This is a genomic window from Pseudomonas sp. GW822-FHT03F04 (genome assembly GCF_058801405.1).
On sequence record NZ_JBXANF010000001.1, the window covers coordinates 241,877 to 258,058 of the forward strand.

At 61.5% G+C, this 16,182-nt stretch carries 22 protein-coding genes; 13 read left to right on the forward strand and 9 right to left on the reverse strand.

The genetic code is table 11. The features are described 5' to 3' along the window. Positions 1 to 46: 46 nt before the first annotated feature. On the reverse strand, positions 47 to 1,081 hold the full coding sequence (locus AC1RMX_RS01075) for a type IV pilus twitching motility protein PilT (RefSeq protein WP_085709073.1): 1,035 nt from the start codon (positions 1,079 to 1,081) through the stop codon (positions 47 to 49). Positions 1,082 to 1,137: 56 nt separating this feature from the next. Between AC1RMX_RS01075 and AC1RMX_RS01080 the strand changes: the two genes are divergently transcribed. From AC1RMX_RS01080 to AC1RMX_RS01130, 11 genes are all read left to right on the forward strand, one after another. Beyond that, complete coding sequence (locus tag AC1RMX_RS01080) at positions 1,138 to 1,824, forward strand: YggS family pyridoxal phosphate-dependent enzyme (RefSeq protein WP_493070121.1); 687 nt, start codon at positions 1,138 to 1,140, stop codon at positions 1,822 to 1,824. 23 nt (positions 1,825 to 1,847) lie between these two features. Next, positions 1,848 to 2,666 carry a pyrroline-5-carboxylate reductase gene (proC, locus tag AC1RMX_RS01085; RefSeq protein WP_096817607.1) on the forward strand — a complete coding sequence of 273 codons (819 nt, stop codon included), beginning with the start codon at positions 1,848 to 1,850 and terminating at the stop codon, positions 2,664 to 2,666. Positions 2,667 to 2,676: 10 nt separating this feature from the next. Beyond that, positions 2,677 to 3,267, forward strand: a complete 591-nt coding sequence (locus tag AC1RMX_RS01090; protein WP_096817605.1) for a YggT family protein — start codon at positions 2,677 to 2,679, stop codon at positions 3,265 to 3,267. Then, on the forward strand, positions 3,264 to 3,554 hold the full coding sequence (locus AC1RMX_RS01095) for a DUF167 domain-containing protein (RefSeq protein WP_096817603.1): 291 nt from the start codon (positions 3,264 to 3,266) through the stop codon (positions 3,552 to 3,554). The genes AC1RMX_RS01090 and AC1RMX_RS01095 overlap by 4 nt, the downstream gene beginning before the upstream one ends. 65 nt (positions 3,555 to 3,619) lie before the next feature. Beyond that, the gene (gene metX / locus AC1RMX_RS01100) at positions 3,620 to 4,759 is read left to right on the forward strand and encodes a homoserine O-succinyltransferase MetX (RefSeq protein WP_096817602.1); all 1,140 of its coding nucleotides are present in this window, start codon (positions 3,620 to 3,622) and stop codon (positions 4,757 to 4,759) included. Positions 4,760 to 4,766: 7 nt separating this feature from the next. Beyond that, on the forward strand, positions 4,767 to 5,387 hold the full coding sequence (gene metW, locus AC1RMX_RS01105) for a methionine biosynthesis protein MetW (protein ID WP_096817600.1): 621 nt from the start codon (positions 4,767 to 4,769) through the stop codon (positions 5,385 to 5,387). Between the two features lie 26 nt (positions 5,388 to 5,413). Beyond that, entirely contained in the window at positions 5,414 to 5,848 is a 435-nt protein-coding gene (locus tag AC1RMX_RS01110; protein ID WP_096817597.1) for a DUF4426 domain-containing protein, read from the forward strand. Next, positions 5,845 to 6,441, forward strand: a complete 597-nt coding sequence (rdgB, locus tag AC1RMX_RS01115) for an RdgB/HAM1 family non-canonical purine NTP pyrophosphatase (protein WP_493070125.1) — start codon at positions 5,845 to 5,847, stop codon at positions 6,439 to 6,441. Before AC1RMX_RS01110 ends, rdgB begins: the two co-directional genes overlap by 4 nt. After that, positions 6,438 to 7,643, forward strand: a complete 1,206-nt coding sequence (hemW, locus tag AC1RMX_RS01120; protein ID WP_493070128.1) for a radical SAM family heme chaperone HemW — start codon at positions 6,438 to 6,440, stop codon at positions 7,641 to 7,643. The genes rdgB and hemW overlap by 4 nt, the downstream gene beginning before the upstream one ends. 34 nt (positions 7,644 to 7,677) lie before the next feature. Next, complete coding sequence (locus tag AC1RMX_RS01125; RefSeq protein ID WP_102619691.1) at positions 7,678 to 8,001, forward strand: DUF3392 domain-containing protein; 324 nt, start codon at positions 7,678 to 7,680, stop codon at positions 7,999 to 8,001. A 29-nt stretch (positions 8,002 to 8,030) separates the two neighbouring features. Continuing rightward, complete coding sequence (locus AC1RMX_RS01130; protein WP_493070130.1) at positions 8,031 to 8,579, forward strand: RNA 2'-phosphotransferase; 549 nt, start codon at positions 8,031 to 8,033, stop codon at positions 8,577 to 8,579. A 63-nt stretch (positions 8,580 to 8,642) separates the two neighbouring features. Here the strand turns inward: AC1RMX_RS01130 and trmB are convergent, their stop codons facing one another. The 4 genes from trmB to AC1RMX_RS01150 all read right to left on the reverse strand — a co-directional run bounded on the left by trmB (position 8,643) and on the right by AC1RMX_RS01150 (position 10,885). Next, positions 8,643 to 9,368, reverse strand: a complete 726-nt coding sequence (gene trmB, locus AC1RMX_RS01135) for a tRNA (guanosine(46)-N7)-methyltransferase TrmB (RefSeq protein ID WP_085646976.1) — start codon at positions 9,366 to 9,368, stop codon at positions 8,643 to 8,645. A gap of 9 nt (positions 9,369 to 9,377) precedes the next feature. Continuing rightward, the gene (locus AC1RMX_RS01140) at positions 9,378 to 10,172 is read right to left on the reverse strand and encodes a thiazole synthase (RefSeq protein WP_085731561.1); all 795 of its coding nucleotides are present in this window, start codon (positions 10,170 to 10,172) and stop codon (positions 9,378 to 9,380) included. 60 nt (positions 10,173 to 10,232) lie between these two features. After that, the gene (thiS, locus tag AC1RMX_RS01145) at positions 10,233 to 10,433 is read right to left on the reverse strand and encodes a sulfur carrier protein ThiS (protein WP_167394879.1); all 201 of its coding nucleotides are present in this window, start codon (positions 10,431 to 10,433) and stop codon (positions 10,233 to 10,235) included. Between the two features lie 71 nt (positions 10,434 to 10,504). Then, entirely contained in the window at positions 10,505 to 10,885 is a 381-nt protein-coding gene (locus tag AC1RMX_RS01150; RefSeq protein ID WP_493070132.1) for a DUF423 domain-containing protein, read from the reverse strand. Between the two features lie 74 nt (positions 10,886 to 10,959). Between AC1RMX_RS01150 and mtgA the strand changes: the two genes are divergently transcribed. Continuing rightward, positions 10,960 to 11,682, forward strand: a complete 723-nt coding sequence (mtgA, locus tag AC1RMX_RS01155) for a monofunctional biosynthetic peptidoglycan transglycosylase (protein ID WP_096817587.1) — start codon at positions 10,960 to 10,962, stop codon at positions 11,680 to 11,682. Between the two features lie 70 nt (positions 11,683 to 11,752). Here the strand turns inward: mtgA and rpoH are convergent, their stop codons facing one another. The 4 genes from rpoH to ftsY form a co-directional block, all read right to left on the reverse strand. After that, entirely contained in the window at positions 11,753 to 12,607 is an 855-nt protein-coding gene (gene rpoH, locus AC1RMX_RS01160; protein ID WP_003229146.1) for an RNA polymerase sigma factor RpoH, read from the reverse strand. Positions 12,608 to 12,722: 115 nt separating this feature from the next. Beyond that, entirely contained in the window at positions 12,723 to 13,748 is a 1,026-nt protein-coding gene (gene ftsX / locus AC1RMX_RS01165) for a permease-like cell division protein FtsX (protein ID WP_096817585.1), read from the reverse strand. Then, positions 13,745 to 14,416, reverse strand: coding sequence for a cell division ATP-binding protein FtsE (gene ftsE / locus AC1RMX_RS01170; RefSeq protein ID WP_008065082.1), 672 nt, complete (start codon positions 14,414 to 14,416; stop codon positions 13,745 to 13,747). Before ftsE ends, ftsX begins: the two co-directional genes overlap by 4 nt. After that, a complete protein-coding gene (gene ftsY, locus AC1RMX_RS01175) occupies positions 14,413 to 15,915 on the reverse strand; it encodes a signal recognition particle-docking protein FtsY (protein WP_493070134.1) in 1,503 nt (500 codons plus the stop codon). Before ftsY ends, ftsE begins: the two co-directional genes overlap by 4 nt. On the opposite strand from ftsY, the gene AC1RMX_RS01180 reads away from it, so the two are divergent. After that, positions 15,914 to 16,108, forward strand: a complete 195-nt coding sequence (locus AC1RMX_RS01180) for a hypothetical protein (RefSeq protein WP_096817581.1) — start codon at positions 15,914 to 15,916, stop codon at positions 16,106 to 16,108. The genes ftsY and AC1RMX_RS01180 overlap by 2 nt on opposite strands. Positions 16,109 to 16,182: the final 74 nt, after the last annotated feature.

Sequence of the window (16,182 nt, forward strand, 5' to 3'; positions counted from 1 at the left end):
ACAGATCATAAAAAACGCAGCCTTCGGTCTGCGTTTTTTTTCGTCCCTAGAAATTATCCGGTGTCCGCGCCTTCTCCCGCGCATGTTCGCGACTGATCAGGCCCTTGGTCACCAGATCCTTCAGGCACATGTCGAGTGTCTGCATCCCCAGCGATCCGCCGGTCTGAATCGCCGAATACATCTGCGCCACCTTGTCCTCGCGGATCAGGTTACGGATCGCCGACGTGCCGAGCATGATCTCGTGCGCCGCCACCCGCCCACCGCCGATCTTCTTGATCAGCGTTTGCGACACCACGGCCAGCAGCGACTCGGACAACATCGAGCGCACCATGGACTTCTCATCCCCCGGGAACACGTCCACCACCCGGTCGATGGTCTTGGCCGCCGACGTGGTGTGCAGCGTGCCGAACACCAGATGCCCGGTCTCGGCGGCGGTCAACGCCAGGCGAATGGTCTCCAGATCGCGCATCTCGCCCACCAGGATCACGTCCGGGTCTTCACGCAGCGCTGAACGCAACGCCGTGGCGAAACTGCGGGTATCGCGATGGACCTCACGCTGATTGATCAGGCATTTGCGCGATTCGTGAACGAATTCGATGGGGTCTTCGATGGTCAGGATGTGGTGATGGCGATGGGTGTTGAGGTAATCGATCATCGCCGCCAGCGTGGTGGACTTGCCGGAACCGGTCGGCCCCGTCACCAGCACCAGCCCGCGCGGGGCGTCGGTGATCTTGCGAAAGACGTCGCCCATGGCGAGGTCTTCCATGCTCAGCACTTTCGACGGAATGGTGCGAAACACGGCGCCGGCGCCACGGTTCTGGTTGAAGGCGTTGACCCGAAAGCGCGCCACACCCGGTACTTCGAAGGAAAAGTCGGTTTCCAGATGTTTCTCGTACTCCACCCGCTGGGTGTCGTTCATGATGTCGTAGATCAGCTCATGCACCTGCTTGTGATCCAGCGCCGGCAGATTGATCCGCCGCACATCACCATCCACGCGGATCATCGGCGGCAGTCCGGCTGACAGGTGCAGGTCGGAAGCGCCCTGTTTGGCGCTGAAGGCCAGCAGTTCAGTGATATCCATAGCGTTCCTCAATTCCAGTAGAATGCCGCGAACCTACAGACCGCTGGCGCCTCTTGATGTCCACGATAGCAGACAACATCTCACTGGTTAGTTCGCGCATTCAGGCAGCCGTCAAAGCCGCCAGCCGCGATGAAAACAGCGTCCAGCTGCTGGCCGTGAGCAAGACCAAACCCGCCGAAGCCCTGCGCGAAGCGTACGCCGCCGGCCTGCGCGACTTTGGCGAGAACTATCTGCAGGAAGCCCTGGGCAAACAGCTCGAACTGGCCGACCTGCCCTTGATCTGGCACTTCATCGGCCCCATTCAGTCGAACAAGACCCGCTCGATTGCCGAGCATTTCGCCTGGGTGCATTCCGTGGATCGCCTGAAAATCGCCCAACGCCTGTCCGAACAACGCCCGGCGGAGCTGCCGCCACTGAATATCTGCATTCAGGTCAACGTCAGCGGTGAAGCCAGCAAGTCCGGCTGCACCCCGGCCGACCTGCCGGCGCTGGCCCAGGCCATCAGCGCCCTGCCGCGCCTGAAGCTGCGCGGGCTGATGGCGATTCCCGAGCCGACCGACGATCGCGCCGAGCAAGACGCCGCATTCGCCGCTGTTCAGAAGCTGCAGGCCAGCCTCGATCTGCCGCTCGACACACTTTCCATGGGCATGAGCCACGACCTCGAGTCGGCCATTGCCCAGGGCGCCACCTGGGTCCGTATCGGTACGGCCCTGTTTGGCGCTCGCGACTACTCCCAATCTTGATGATTTCCAGATAAGGACCTGACATGAGCAACACACGTATTGCCTTTATCGGTGCCGGCAACATGGCCGCCAGCCTGATCGGCGGCTTGCGGGCCAAGGGTCTGGAAGCCGCATCGATCCGCGCCAGCGATCCGGGCGAAGAGACCCGCAACCGGGTCAGCGCCGAGCACGGCATCGAAACCTTCGCCGACAACGCCCAGGCCATCGACGGTGCCGACGTTGTCGTGCTGGCGGTCAAGCCACAGGCCATGAAAGCCGTGTGCGAAGCGATCCGCCCGAGCCTGAAACCGAATCAACTGGTGGTGTCCATCGCTGCCGGCATCACCTGCGCCAGCATGACCGCGTGGCTCGGCGAGCAGCCAATCGTGCGCTGCATGCCCAACACTCCGGCGCTGCTGCGTCAGGGCGTAAGCGGTCTGTACGCCACTGGCGACGTGAGCGCCGAACAGCGCCAGCAGGCTGAAGAGCTGCTGTCCGCCGTGGGCATCGCCCTGTGGCTGAACGAAGAGCAACAACTGGACGCGGTCACCGCTGTCTCCGGTTCCGGCCCGGCGTACTTCTTCCTGCTGATCGAAGCCATGACCGCCGCCGGCGTCAAACTCGGTCTGCCGAAGGAAACCGCCGAGCAACTGACCCTGCAAACCGCACTGGGCGCCGCGCACATGGCCGTGTCCAGCGACGTCGACGCCGCCGAACTGCGCCGCCGCGTGACCTCGCCAGCGGGCACCACTGAAGCGGCGATCAAATCGTTCCAGGCCGGCGGCTTCGAAGCCCTGGTGGAAAAAGCACTCGGCGCCGCCGCGCACCGCTCGGCCGAAATGGCCGAACAACTGGGCAAATAAGGAGCCTTACATGATTGGATTGAACACTGCAGCGGTCTACGTGCTGCAAACCCTCGGCAGCCTGTACCTGCTGATCGTGCTGCTGCGCTTCGTCCTGCAACTGGTAAGGGCGAACTTCTATAACCCGCTGTGCCAGTTCGTGGTCAAGGCCACCCAGCCGCTGCTCAAGCCACTGCGCCGGATCATCCCGAGCGTCTTCGGCCTCGACATGTCGTCGCTGGTGCTGGCAATCCTCGTGCAACTGGCACTGATGGCGCTGACCCTGCTGCTGACCTACGGCACCACCGGCAACCCGCTGCAACTGTTCATCTGGTCGATCATCGGCGTGACCGCGCTGTTCCTGAAGATTTTCTTCTTCGCCCTGATCATCAGCGTGATCCTGTCGTGGGTCGCTCCGGGCAGCCATAACCCGGGCGCCGAGCTGGTGAACCAGATCTGCGAACCGGCCCTGGCGCCGTTCCGTCGCTTCCTGCCGAGCATGGGCGGTCTGGACCTGTCGCCGATCTTCGCCTTCCTCGCGCTGAAGCTGATCGACATGCTGGTGATCAACAACCTCGCGGCGATGACGATGATGCCGGAAATTTTGCGCCTGTTGATGTGAGCTGGTTTCGTTGGGACGGTGACGACTTGATCCTCGAGTGTCACCTGCAACCGGCAGCCCGCAGCGATGATTTCTGCGGGCTGCACGGCGACCGCTTGAAGATCCGCCTGACCGCCCCGCCGGTCGAGGGCAAGGCCAATGCGTACCTGATGGGGTTTCTGGCCAAGGCTTTTGGAGTTTCCAAGAGTCAGGTCAGCCTGATCAGCGGTGAGTTGAACCGGCAGAAACGTGTGCGCATCCACGCCCCCAAAAAACTGCCGGATCTGCCGGGGCTTCAACACCCCTGATCGTTGCTTGCCGCTGGGGGCAGCGGTCTTTAGACTTACGCCTCATTTCAACGAGAGCAGGGTCGATGCCAGCTGCCTTTCCCCCCGATTCTGTTGGTCTGGTGACGCCGCAAACGGCGCACTTCAGCGAACCGCTGGCCCTGGCCTGCGGCCGTTCGCTGGCCGCTTATGACCTGATCTACGAAACCTACGGCACGCTGAACGCGCAAGCGAGCAACGCCGTGTTGATCTGCCACGCCTTGTCCGGCCACCACCATGCCGCCGGCTACCACAGCGTCGACGACCGCAAGCCCGGTTGGTGGGACAGCTGCATCGGCCCCGGCAAACCGATCGACACCAACAAGTTCTTCGTGGTCAGCCTGAACAACCTCGGCGGCTGCAACGGCTCCACCGGCCCGAGCAGCCTCAACCCGGAAACCGGCAAGCCGTTCGGCGCCGACTTCCCGGTGCTGACCGTGGAAGACTGGGTGCACAGCCAGGCACGCCTCGCCGACCTGCTCGGCATCGGCCAGTGGGCCGCAGTGATCGGTGGCAGCCTCGGCGGCATGCAGGCGCTGCAATGGACCATCACGTATCCGGATCGCGTGCGCCACTGCCTGGCCATCGCCTCGGCCCCCAAGCTGTCGGCGCAGAACATCGCCTTCAACGAAGTGGCGCGCCAGGCGATTCTCACCGACCCGGAATTCCACGGCGGCTCGTTCCAGGAACAGGGCGTGATCCCCAAGCGCGGGCTGATGCTGGCGCGGATGGTCGGGCACATCACCTACCTGTCCGACGACTCCATGGGCGAGAAATTCGGCCGTGGCCTGAAGAGCGAAAAGCTCAACTACGACTTCCACAGCGTCGAGTTCCAGGTCGAAAGCTACCTGCGCTACCAGGGCGAAGAGTTCTCCGGGCGCTTCGATGCCAACACGTATCTGTTGATGACCAAGGCGCTGGATTACTTCGATCCGGCGGCGAACTTCGACGATAACCTGGCGAAAACCTTCGAAGGTGCCAAAGCGAAGTTCTGCGTGATGTCGTTCACCACCGACTGGCGCTTCTCCCCGGCCCGATCGCGGGAACTGGTGGACGCGCTGATGGCCGCGCGCAAGGACGTCAGCTACCTGGAAATCGATGCGCCGCAGGGCCACGACGCCTTCCTGATTCCGATCCCGCGCTATTTGCAGGCGTTCGGCAATTACATGAACCGCATTACGTTGTGAGAAAGCCATGAGAGCTGATCTGGAAATCATCCAGGAATGGATCCCCGCCGGCAGCCGCGTGCTCGACCTCGGCTGCGGTGACGGCGAGTTGCTGACCTGGCTGCGCGACCACAAGCAGGTCACCGGTTATGGCCTGGAAAACGACCCGGACAACATCGCCGAGTGCGTGGCCAAGGGCATCAACGTCATCGAACAGGACCTGGACAAGGGCCTGGGCAACTTCGCCAGCAACAGCTTCGACGTGGTGGTGATGACCCAGGCCCTGCAAGCCGTGCACTACCCGGACAAGATCCTCGACGAAATGCTGCGGGTCGGTCGCCAGTGCATCATCACCTTCCCCAACTTCGGCCACTGGCGCTGCCGCTGGTACTTGGCGAGCAAGGGCCGGATGCCGGTGTCCGAGTTCCTGCCGTACACCTGGTACAACACGCCGAACATTCACTTCTGCACCTTCGAAGACTTTGAAGAACTTTGCCGCGAACGTGAGGCGAAGGTCATTGATCGGCTTGCCGTGGATCAACAGCACCGCCACGGGTGGGCCAGTAAGCTATGGCCTAATCTGTTAGGTGAGATCGGTATCTACCGCGTCAGCAGCCCGGGGCTGCAGGATCACAGAATCGCGGTCTGAACCACGACATTGCGAGGAGAACGAACATGGGACGCTTGATTACCGCGCTATTGGCCGCCTGCCTGAGCCTCTCGGCCATCGCTGCCGACGTCATCAAAGGCGAGCGCCAGGAAACCTTCGGCGACGTGACGGTGCACTACAACACCTTCAACTCGACCTACCTGCAACCGGACATTGCCAAGGCCGCCGAGCTGATCCGCAGCAAGAATCAGGGCGTGATCAATGTCTCGGTGATCAAGGACGGCAAGCCGTTGATCGCCAATGTCACCGGCACGGTCAAAGACCTGACCAGCCAGAGCGTGCCGCTGAAATTCCGCCAGATCACCGAACAGGGCGCGATCTATTACATCGCCCAGTATCCGGTGGAACAGCAGGAAACCCGCACCTTTGAAATCAAGGTGCAGAACGGTGACAAGATCAACACCATCAATTTCAACCAAGAGCTTTTCCCCGGCGAATGATGAACCTCAAGCAACTCGTACTGGCCAGCCATAACGCCGGCAAACTCAAGGAACTCCAGGCCATGCTCGGCGAATCAGTGCATCTGCGCTCGATCGGCGAATTCAGCAGCGTGGAGCCGGAAGAAACCGGTCTGTCGTTCATCGAGAACGCGATCCTCAAGGCCCGAAATGCTGCGCGCATCTCCGGGCTGCCGGCGCTGGCCGACGATTCGGGTCTGGCGGTGGATTTCCTCGGCGGTGCGCCGGGTATCTACTCGGCGCGCTACGCCGACGGCAAGGGCGATGCGGCGAACAACGCCAAACTGCTCGACGCCTTGAAGGACGTACCGGAAGCCGAGCGCGGCGCGCAGTTCGTCTGCGTGCTGGCGCTGGTGCGTCATGCCGATGATCCGCTGCCGATCCTCTGCGAAGGTCTGTGGCATGGGCGCATCCTGACTGCCGCCAGCGGTGAACACGGCTTCGGCTATGACCCGCTGTTCTGGGTGCCGGAGCGTAGCGTGTCCAGCGCCGAACTGAGCCCGGCCGACAAGAACCAGATCAGCCACCGCGCCCGTGCAATGGATCTGCTGCGCCTGCGTCTGGGCTTGAAATGACCGATAGCTCCTCCGCGTCGTCGCTGATCATCGGCGGCGCCGCCTCCTCGCCTCGGGCGCCGTTGCCGACGCTGCCGCCCCTGGCGCTGTACATCCACATCCCGTGGTGTGTGCGCAAATGCCCGTATTGTGACTTCAACTCCCACACCGCCAGCCCGGTGCTACCGGAGCAGGAATACGTCGACGCGATGCTGGCCGACCTCGATCAGGACCTGCACGCGGTGTACGGCCGTGAGTTGAGTTCGATCTTCTTTGGCGGTGGCACGCCGAGCCTGTTCAGTGCCGAAGCCCTCGGCCGCTTGCTCGAAGGTGTGAAACAACGCATTCCGTTTGCCGATGACATCGAAATCACCCTGGAAGCCAACCCCGGGACTTTCGAGCAAGAGAAGTTCGTCGCCTACCGCAAACTGGGGATCAATCGCCTGTCGATCGGTATCCAGAGCTTCCAGCAGGAAAAGCTCAAGGCCCTCGGCCGTATCCACAACGGCGACGAAGCCATCCGCGCCACCGGCATGGCGCGCCAGGCCGGGTTCGATAACTTCAACCTCGACTTGATGCACGGCTTGCCGGATCAGTCGTTGGACGATGCCCTGAGCGACCTGCGTCAGGCGATCGAGCTGAAGCCAACGCACATTTCCTGGTATCAGCTGACACTGGAGCCGAACACCGTGTTCTGGAACCAGCCGCCAGTGCTGCCGGAAGACGACACGCTGTGGGACATTCAGGAGGCCGGACAGGCGCTGCTGGCCGAACACGGTTACGCGCAGTACGAAGTCTCCGCCTATGCGCAGCCCGGTCGCCCGGCGCGGCATAACCTCAATTACTGGAGCTTCGGCGACTTCATCGGTATCGGCGCCGGCGCCCACGGCAAGCTCAGCCACCCGGACGGGCGGATCGTGCGCACCTGGAAGACGCGCTTGCCGAAGGACTACCTCAACCCGGCCAAAAGCTTCCAGGCTGGCGAGAAAGCGCTGACCAATGACGAGATGCCGTTCGAGTTCCTGATGAACGCCCTGCGCCTGACTGCCGGCGTCGAATCACGCCTGTACCCCGAGCGCACCGGCCTGCCGCTGGAGAGCCTCGACGAACACCGCCGCGAGGCCGAACAAAGCGGTCTGTTGCAGGTCGAACCGTCACGTCTGGCGGCCACCGAGCGCGGACAACTGTTCCTCAATGACTTGCTGCAGAATTTTCTGAACTGAGCCCAACGCCCAACGGCAGCCCCAAGGAAAAACCATGGATTTGATTCTCGACCTGCTCGCCACCGTGTCCCGCTGGAGTCGCAGCAACCTCTCGGAAATCGCGCTGGCCCTGGTGGGCTGCCTGCTGGTGCTGTTCGGCGCTGACTTCAAGGCCTGGGTCGACCAACGCCTGGGCAGCATCGCCGGCGCCCTGCGCGTCCCGCTGATGGCCCTGCTCTGCCTGATCGGCAGCGGCGCGGCACTGATCTACGCCACGCCTTGGGTGGTGAAGGGCTTGAGCCAGTTCAACAACTACAGCCTGGCACCGGTGTTGTTGGTGGTGCTCGTTTTGATCGGCGTAGTCGCGGATCGCCGCTGACCGCGCATTGAAAACAGACAGGGAAGTTCATGAGCAAGAAACTGCTGGACGAAACAAGCAAATTTCTCAGCTTCGTGCTGCGTCATGAGCCACAGGCGATTGGCTTGACGCTGGACTCTGAAGGCTGGGCAGACATCGACGCCTTGATCAATGGCGCGGCGCGGGACGGTAGAACGCTGGATCGCGCGCTAATCGAAAACGTCGTGGCGAGCAGCGACAAGAAGCGCTTTTCGATCTCCGCCGACGGTCAGTCGATTCGTGCGGTTCAGGGACACTCGACGAAAAGCGTGGAGCTGCAGTTCGAAGAAAAGCAGCCTCCGGAAACGCTGTATCACGGCACCGCGACGCGCTTCATGGACTCGATCAACGAGCAGGGATTGATTCCGGGGTCACGCCATCACGTGCACCTTTCTCAGGAAACCGCTACCGCCTCGGCGGTTGGGCAACGTTACGGAACGGTGGTGATTCTGAAGGTTGCAGCGCGGCAGATGCAGGAACAGGGTTTCAAGTTCTATCAGGCCGAGAATGGCGTCTGGCTGACCGAGCGGGTTCCGGCGGAATTTCTTTCAACGGTGTAACTTCCGAGTACTGCTAAAACAACTGTGGGAGCCAATGGCTCCCACAGTTTTATTGCGTGATGCTTAAGCGAGCTTTTCGAACTTCAGATCCCACACGCCATGCCCAAGACGTTCGCCGCGGCGTTCGAACTTGGTGATCGGGCGTTCGGCCGGGCGTGGCACGCACTTGCCGTCTTCGGCGAGGTTGCGATAGCCCGGGGCGACGTTCATCACTTCCAGCATGTATTCGGCGTACGGTTCCCAGTCGGTGGCCATGTGCAGAATGCCGCCAACCTTCAGCTTGCTGCGCACCAGCTCAGCGAAGGACGCCTGAACGATGCGGCGCTTGTGGTGACGACTCTTGTGCCACGGGTCCGGGAAGAACAGCATCAGGCGATCGAGGCTGTTGTCGGCGATGCAGCGATTGAGCACTTCGATCGCGTCGCAATCGTAGACCCGCAGGTTGGTCAGGCCCTGCGTCAGCACGCCATTGAGCAGCGCACCAACACCAGGACGGTGAACTTCGACACCGATGAAATCCTGCTCCGGCGCAGCGGCTGCCATTTCCAGCAGCGAGTGGCCCATGCCGAAACCGATCTCCAGCGAACGCGGCGCGGAACGGCCGAACACCTGGTCGTAATCCACCGGCGCATCGGCCAGCGGCAGGACGAACTTCGGCGCGCCCTGATCCAGGCCGCGCTGCTGGCCTTCGGTCATGCGCCCGGCGCGCATCACGAAACTCTTGATGCGGCGGTGTTGGCGCTCGTCGCCTTCTTCCGTCTGGATTGGCGTGTCGTTCGATTCAGTCATCAATAGCTCTTACTTGATCAGACCATCCAGCGGCGAAGAGGCGCTGGCATAGAGTTTTTTCGGCATGCGGCCGGCGAGGTAGGCCAGGCGGCCCGCGACGATCGCGTGTTTCATGGCTTCAGCCATCATGATCGGCTGCTGGGCGTGGGCGATGGCCGAGTTCATCAGCACCGCATCACAGCCCAGCTCCATGGAGATGGTGGCGTCGGAAGCGGTGCCGACACCGGCATCCACCAGCACCGGAATTTTTGCTTCTTCGAGGATGATCTGCAGGTTGTACGGGTTGCAGATCCCCAGGCCCGAACCGATCAGACCGGCCAGCGGCATCACTGCGATGCAGCCGATTTCAGCCAGTTGACGGGCGATGATCGGGTCATCACTGGTGTAAACCATCACGTCGAAGCCTTCCTTGACCAGCACTTCGGCGGCCTTGAGGGTTTCGATCACGTTGGGGAACAGGGTTTTCTGGTCGGCCAACACTTCCAGCTTCACCAGGTTGTGGCCATCGAGCAGCTCACGGGCCAGGCGGCAGGTGCGCACAGCCTCGACCGCGTCGTAGCAGCCGGCGGTGTTCGGCAGGAAGGTGTAGCGATCCGGCGACAGCACGTCGAGCAGGTTCGGCTCGCCTTCGATCTGGCCCAGGTTGGTGCGGCGCACGGCGAAGGTGACGATCTCGGCACCCGAGGCTTCGATGGCCAGACGGGTTTCTTCCATGTCACGGTACTTGCCGGTACCGACCAGCAAACGCGACTGGTAAGTACGACCGGCCAGAACGAAAGGCTTGTCGCTACGAACGATGCTCATGGGAAATCCTCTGTTGGGGTGAGGGTCTTGCAGAATTCTCGGCCCATGCAGGCCTGGCGACTAGCCGCCGCCGATGGCGTGTACCACTTCGACGTTGTCGCCGTCGTTCAGCGTGGTGTCGGCATGCTGGCTGCGCGGGACGATATCCAGATTGAGTTCGACCGCCACACGGCGTCCGGTCAGGTCCAGACGGGTCAGCAGGGCCGCAACGGTTTCACCGTCGGGCAGTTCAAGGGATTCGCCGTTCAACTGAATGCGCATGCCGGATGCCGCCATCATTTTTAGGGGGTGGCATTCTATCCCGATCATGACCTAAAGGTCAGCACCAAGCGTCAAGCGGTTGGCTGCAGGCGCCAGGCGGCGAGTCCGAGGCACAACCAGCCGATCAGGAACGCCAGGCCACCGAACGGGGTGATGATGCCGAACTTGCCGATGCCGACGGTGGTCAGCAGGTACAGGCTGCCGGAGAACAGCAGGATGCCGATGCTGAACGAGATACCGGCCCAGGCAACCAGTCGCCCCTGAAGCTGCGTGGCCAGCAGTGCCACGCCGAACAACGCCAGCGCATGCACCAGTTGATAGGTGACGCCGGTGTGGAAGATCGCGAGGTACTCGGGGGTCAGGCGGTTTTTCAGGCCATGGGCGGCGAATGCGCCGAGGCCGACACCGGTAAAACCAAAGAAGGCAGCCAGCATCAGAAAGCTACGCAGCATGTAGAACTCCAGTCAGACTCGATCGGCAGGGTCTGTATAATGGCCCGCTCAACCGGTTCGGCCAAGCCATCTCTATGCTGCGTTTATTTCTCCGTCGTTTCACGAAGGCTCTGCTCTGGTTCGCGGGCGGCAGCGTATTGCTGGTGCTGGTGTTTCGCTTCGTGCCGCCACCGGGCACGGCGCTGATGGTCGAGCGCAAGATCGAATCCTGGGTCGACGGCGAGCCGATTGATCTGCAGCGCACCTGGAAGCCGTGGGACGAGATCTCCGATGACCTGAAGGTCGCGGTGATTGCCGGCGAAGACCAGAAATTCCCCGAGCATTGGGGTTTTGACCTGAGCGCGATCAAGGCCGCACTGGCCCACAACGAACTCGGCGGCTCGATTCGCGGCGCCAGCACCTTGAGCCAGCAAGTGTCGAAGAACCTGTTTTTGTGGTCCGGCCGCAGCTATCTGCGCAAAGGCCTGGAAGCGTGGTTTACCGCGCTGATCGAAGTGTTCTGGCCCAAGCAGCGAATTCTCGAGGTGTACCTGAACAGTGTCGAGTGGGATGACGGCGTGTTTGGTGCCGAAGCGGCAGCAAGGCATCACTTTGGCGTAGGCGCCAAGTCTTTGTCCCGGCAGCAGGCGAGCTACCTGGCAGCCGTATTGCCCAATCCCCGGGTCTGGAGCGCCAGCCACCCGACCTCCTATGTTTCACGCAGGGCCGGATGGATTCGCCAGCAGATGAGCCAACTGGGTGGCGACAGCTATTTGCTGACACTCAATGATTCGCGGCGGGCACCCTGGGCTCAATGACTTACTGACAGGCAAACAAAAACGCCCCGATCATCACTGATCGGGGCGTTTTTTATTGTCGGACTACCGGTTACGCGGCAATCGACAACTTGAGCTTGTTCATCGCGCTCTTCTCGAGCTGACGGATCCGCTCGGCCGACACGTTGTACTTCTGCGCCAGGTCGTGCAGCGTGGCTTTCTCTTCTGCCAGCCAGCGCTGGTAGAGGATGTCGCGGCTGCGTTCGTCCAGCACTTCCAGCGCTTCGTGCAGGTTGTGATTGGAGTTGTCGCTCCAGTCGGCATCTTCCAGCTGACGCGCCGGGTCGTACCGGTGGTCTTCCAGGTAGTTGGCCGGCGACTGGAAAGCACTGTCGTCGTCCGCTTCGGCAGCCGGGTCGAAGGCCATGTCATGACCGGTCAGGCGACTTTCCATCTCACGCACTTCACGCGGCTCGACGCCGAGGCTTTCCGCCACACGGTGGACTTCCTCATTGTTCAGCCAGGCCAGACGTTTCTTCTGGCTGCGCAGGTTGAAGAAAAGCTTGCGCTGGGCCTTGGTGGTCGCGACTTTCACGATCCGCCAGTTGCGCAGGATGAACTCGTGAATCTCGGCCTTGATCCAGTGCACCGCAAAGGACACCAGACGCACGCCCATTTCCGGGTTGAAACGCTTCACGGCCTTCATCAGGCCGACGTTGCCTTCCTGGATCAGGTCAGCCTGAGCCAGACCGTAGCCGGAATAGCTACGGGCAATGTGTACAACAAAACGCAGGTGGGCGAGCACCATCTGCCGAGCCGCCCCCAAATCCTGCTCATAGTAGAGACTCTCGGCCAGTTCACGCTCCTGCTCCGGCGTCAGCAATGGAATGCTGTTGACGGTGTGTACATAGGCTTCCAGGTTTGCGCCCGGAACCAATGCATACGCAGGTTGCAAAGAATTGGTCATACGAAAAAACCTCCGACTTACATACTCGCGCCTTTCGGCACTGCGAAAAATTGACCGGAAACTCAAGTACAAGTTCCCTAAAAACCGTAAGGTCAATCACGCGCAAAAAAAGATTCTACTTCGGCGCCAGCTCCCTGAGATGACGTGCGACTGCAATCCATGCACCGATATAACCCAACAGCACCGCGCCAAGCAAGAGCGACAGACCGTCGGCAACTGGCACTCCGGCCAGTGCAAAATCACTGCCGTACAAGCCGGCCAGTCCAACCACCGCGTCGTTCAGCCAGTTCAGGCCGAACGCCAGCACACCCCAGGACAGCAGCCCCGCACCGAAGCCATACAACGCGCCCATATAAAGGAAGGGACGACGCACATAGCTGTCAGTGCCGCCAACGAGTTTAATCACTTCTATCTCGGTGCGGCGGTTTTCAATATGAAGACGAATGGTATTGCCTATCACCAAAAGTAATGCGGAAACCAGCAACACCGTCAGACCGAAGACAAAGCGGTCGCCGAGCTTGAGGATGGCAGCCAGACGCTCGACCCAGACTAGATCAAGTTGCGCCTGTTGTACCTTGGGCAGCTCGGAAAGTTTTTGTCTTAATGCTTCCAGCGTCGACTTGTCGACCTCGTTCGGCGTGACCAGCACCACGCCCGGCAGCGGGTTTTCCGGCAGCTCGCGCAGGGCTTCGCCCAATCCGGACTGCTGCTGGAACTCTTCCAGCGCCTGATCGCGGCCGACATATTCAGCATCAGCTACACCGGGCATGCCCTTGATCTGATCGCGCAGTTTCTCGCCCTGAGCCGGACTGGCTTCGAGCTCCAGGTACAGCGAGATCTGTGCCGCACGCTGCCACGAACCACCCAGGCGCTCGACGTTGTTAAGCAACAGCGACAGCCCCATCGGCAGACTCAGTGCGACCGCCATCACCATGCAGGTGAAGAAGCTGCCGATCGGCTGCTTGCCGAGGCGGCGCAGGCTGTCGAGCAGGCTGGCACGGTGGTTTTCCACCCAGGCACGGAACAGCGTGGCGAAATCCGGGCCATCGTCATCGTCGTGCTTTTTCTTTTTTGGCGGCTGCGGATCGGCGGCTTTGGGAGCCACACGCTCGGAAACCTTCGGACTACGTGTTGCACTCATTCGCCAGCCTCCCCGTCACCGATCAATCGGCCGCGTTGCAGGGTCAGCATGCGATGGCGCATGCGCGCAATCAGGGCCAGGTCGTGACTGGCGATCAGCACGCTGGTGCCCAGACGGTTGATGTCTTCGAACACACCCATGATTTCGGCCGCCAGACGCGGATCGAGGTTACCGGTCGGTTCGTCCGCCAGCAGCAGGGCCGGACGGTGAACGATGGCGCGGGCAATGCCGACGCGCTGTTGCTGACCGGTGGACAGGTCGCCGGGGTACAGATCGGTCTTGTCCGACAGCGCCACGCGCTCCAGCGCCGAATCGACGCGCTTGGCGATTTCCGCCTTGGACAGCCCGAGGATCTGCAACGGCAGCGCGACGTTGTTGAACACCGTGCGATCGAACAACAGTTGATGATTCTGGAACACCACGCCGATCTGCCGGCGCAGGAACGGAATCTGCGCATTGCTGATGGTGCTCAGGTCTTGCCCGGCCAGCAGCAGTTTGCCGCTGGTCGGACGCTCCATCGCCAGCAGCAGGCGCAACAGAGTGGATTTACCGGCACCGGAATGGCCGGTGACAAACAGGAACTCGCCGCGACGGACTCGAAAGCTCAGCTCATGCAAGCCGACGTGACCGTTCGGGTAGCGTTTACCGACCTGTTCGAAACGAATCATGAACGCTCCCGCTCGGCAAACAGTGCCTGGACAAAGGGTTCGGCTTCAAAGGTACGCAGATCGTCGATGCCTTCACCGACGCCGATGTAGCGGATCGGCAGGCCGAATTGCTTGGCCAGGGCGAAAATCACCCCGCCCTTGGCGGTGCCGTCGAGCTTCGTCAGCGCCAGGCCGGTCAGTTCGACGGTCTGGTTGAATTGCTTGGCCTGGTTGATGGCGTTCTGACCGGTGCCGGCGTCGAGCACCAGCAGCACTTCGTGCGGCGCATCGGCGTCGAGCTTGCCGATTACCCGGCGAACCTTCTTCAGTTCTTCCATCAGGTTGTCTTTGGTGTGCAGGCGACCGGCGGTGTCGGCGATCAGCACATCGATGCCACGGGCCTTGGCGGCCTGCACGGCGTCGAAGATCACCGAGGCTGAGTCAGCACCAGTGTGCTGGGCGATCACCGGAATCTTGTTGCGCTCGCCCCAGACCTGCAACTGCTCGACCGCCGCGGCACGGAAGGTGTCACCGGCGGCGAGCATGACTTTCTTGCCTTCCAGTTGCAGCTTCTTCGCCAGTTTGCCGATGGTGGTGGTTTTGCCGGCACCGTTGACGCCGACCACGAGGATCACGAACGGCTTGTTCTGCGAAACGATCTTCAGCGGCTGCTCGACCGGCTTGAGCATCGCAGACAGCTCGGCTTGCAGGGATTTGTACAGTGCGTCGGAATCGGCCAATTCCTTGCGTGCGACCTTCTGGGTCAGACGCTGGATGATCACCGACGTGGCTTCGACGCCGACGTCAGCGGTCAGCAGACGGGTTTCGAGGTCGTCGAGCAACTCGTCATCGATGGCTTTCTTGCCGAGGAACAGACTGGCCATGCCCTCGCCGATGCTGGCACTGGTCTTCGACAGGCCTTGCTTGAGACGGGCGAAGAAGCCGGCCTTGGTTTCTTCGGTGCGAGGCGCAGCGACCGGAGTTTCGACGACCGCGACAGGCGCAACGACGACCGGTGCAGGTGCAGGTGCAGGTGCAGGTGCAGGCTCGGGGATTTCGATAGCCGGAGCAACCGGAGCAACTGCGACAGGCTCTGCAGGAACCGGTGCGGTCTCGATCACAGGCTCGACCGCCGGAACGGGAACCGGCTCAGGCACCCAAGCAACCGGCGCAGGAATCACCGGCGTCACATGCGGCGCAGCCTCTTCAACCAGTGCCACCGGCTCTTCGGCCACCGGCAAGGTCAACCACGGCTGGGCAACCGGAGTCAGCGGCAGTTCGGCGGCAGCCGGCATTTCAGGTTCGGCCTCAGCCACCGGTTGCAACACCGGCTCGGCAATCGGCAGCACAACCGGGGCCGGCGCTTCCTCTATTACCGGTGCTGGCGCCGGGGCCGGCTCAGGAATGGCCGTCGGCTGTTCGACGACGGGTTCCTGCGGTTTCTTGCGCAGCCATCCGAACAGGCTCTTCTTCTCGCCAGCCGCAGCTGGGGTCTTCTTGTCGTCGTTGGAACCAAACATGGAGGACGGCTATCTCACGGTAGCGACGCGCCACAGGGGCGCCCCGGCAAATAAATATTCGATGCAGAACAGACTGCGTTTCACCCAGCTTGTTCACGCGCAACATTTTGTCGAAGCGCCAACGGCACCTCAAAGGAATCGTTTTAATGAAGGACTAGCCGGCAAAATCGGCGAAAAAGCGAAGTTTAGCTGATAAACCAAGGCCTTCTGCCGCAAACCCATACAACCTGATCAAGTTTCAAAACCGGATAGGCGTGGTCGCCGGTA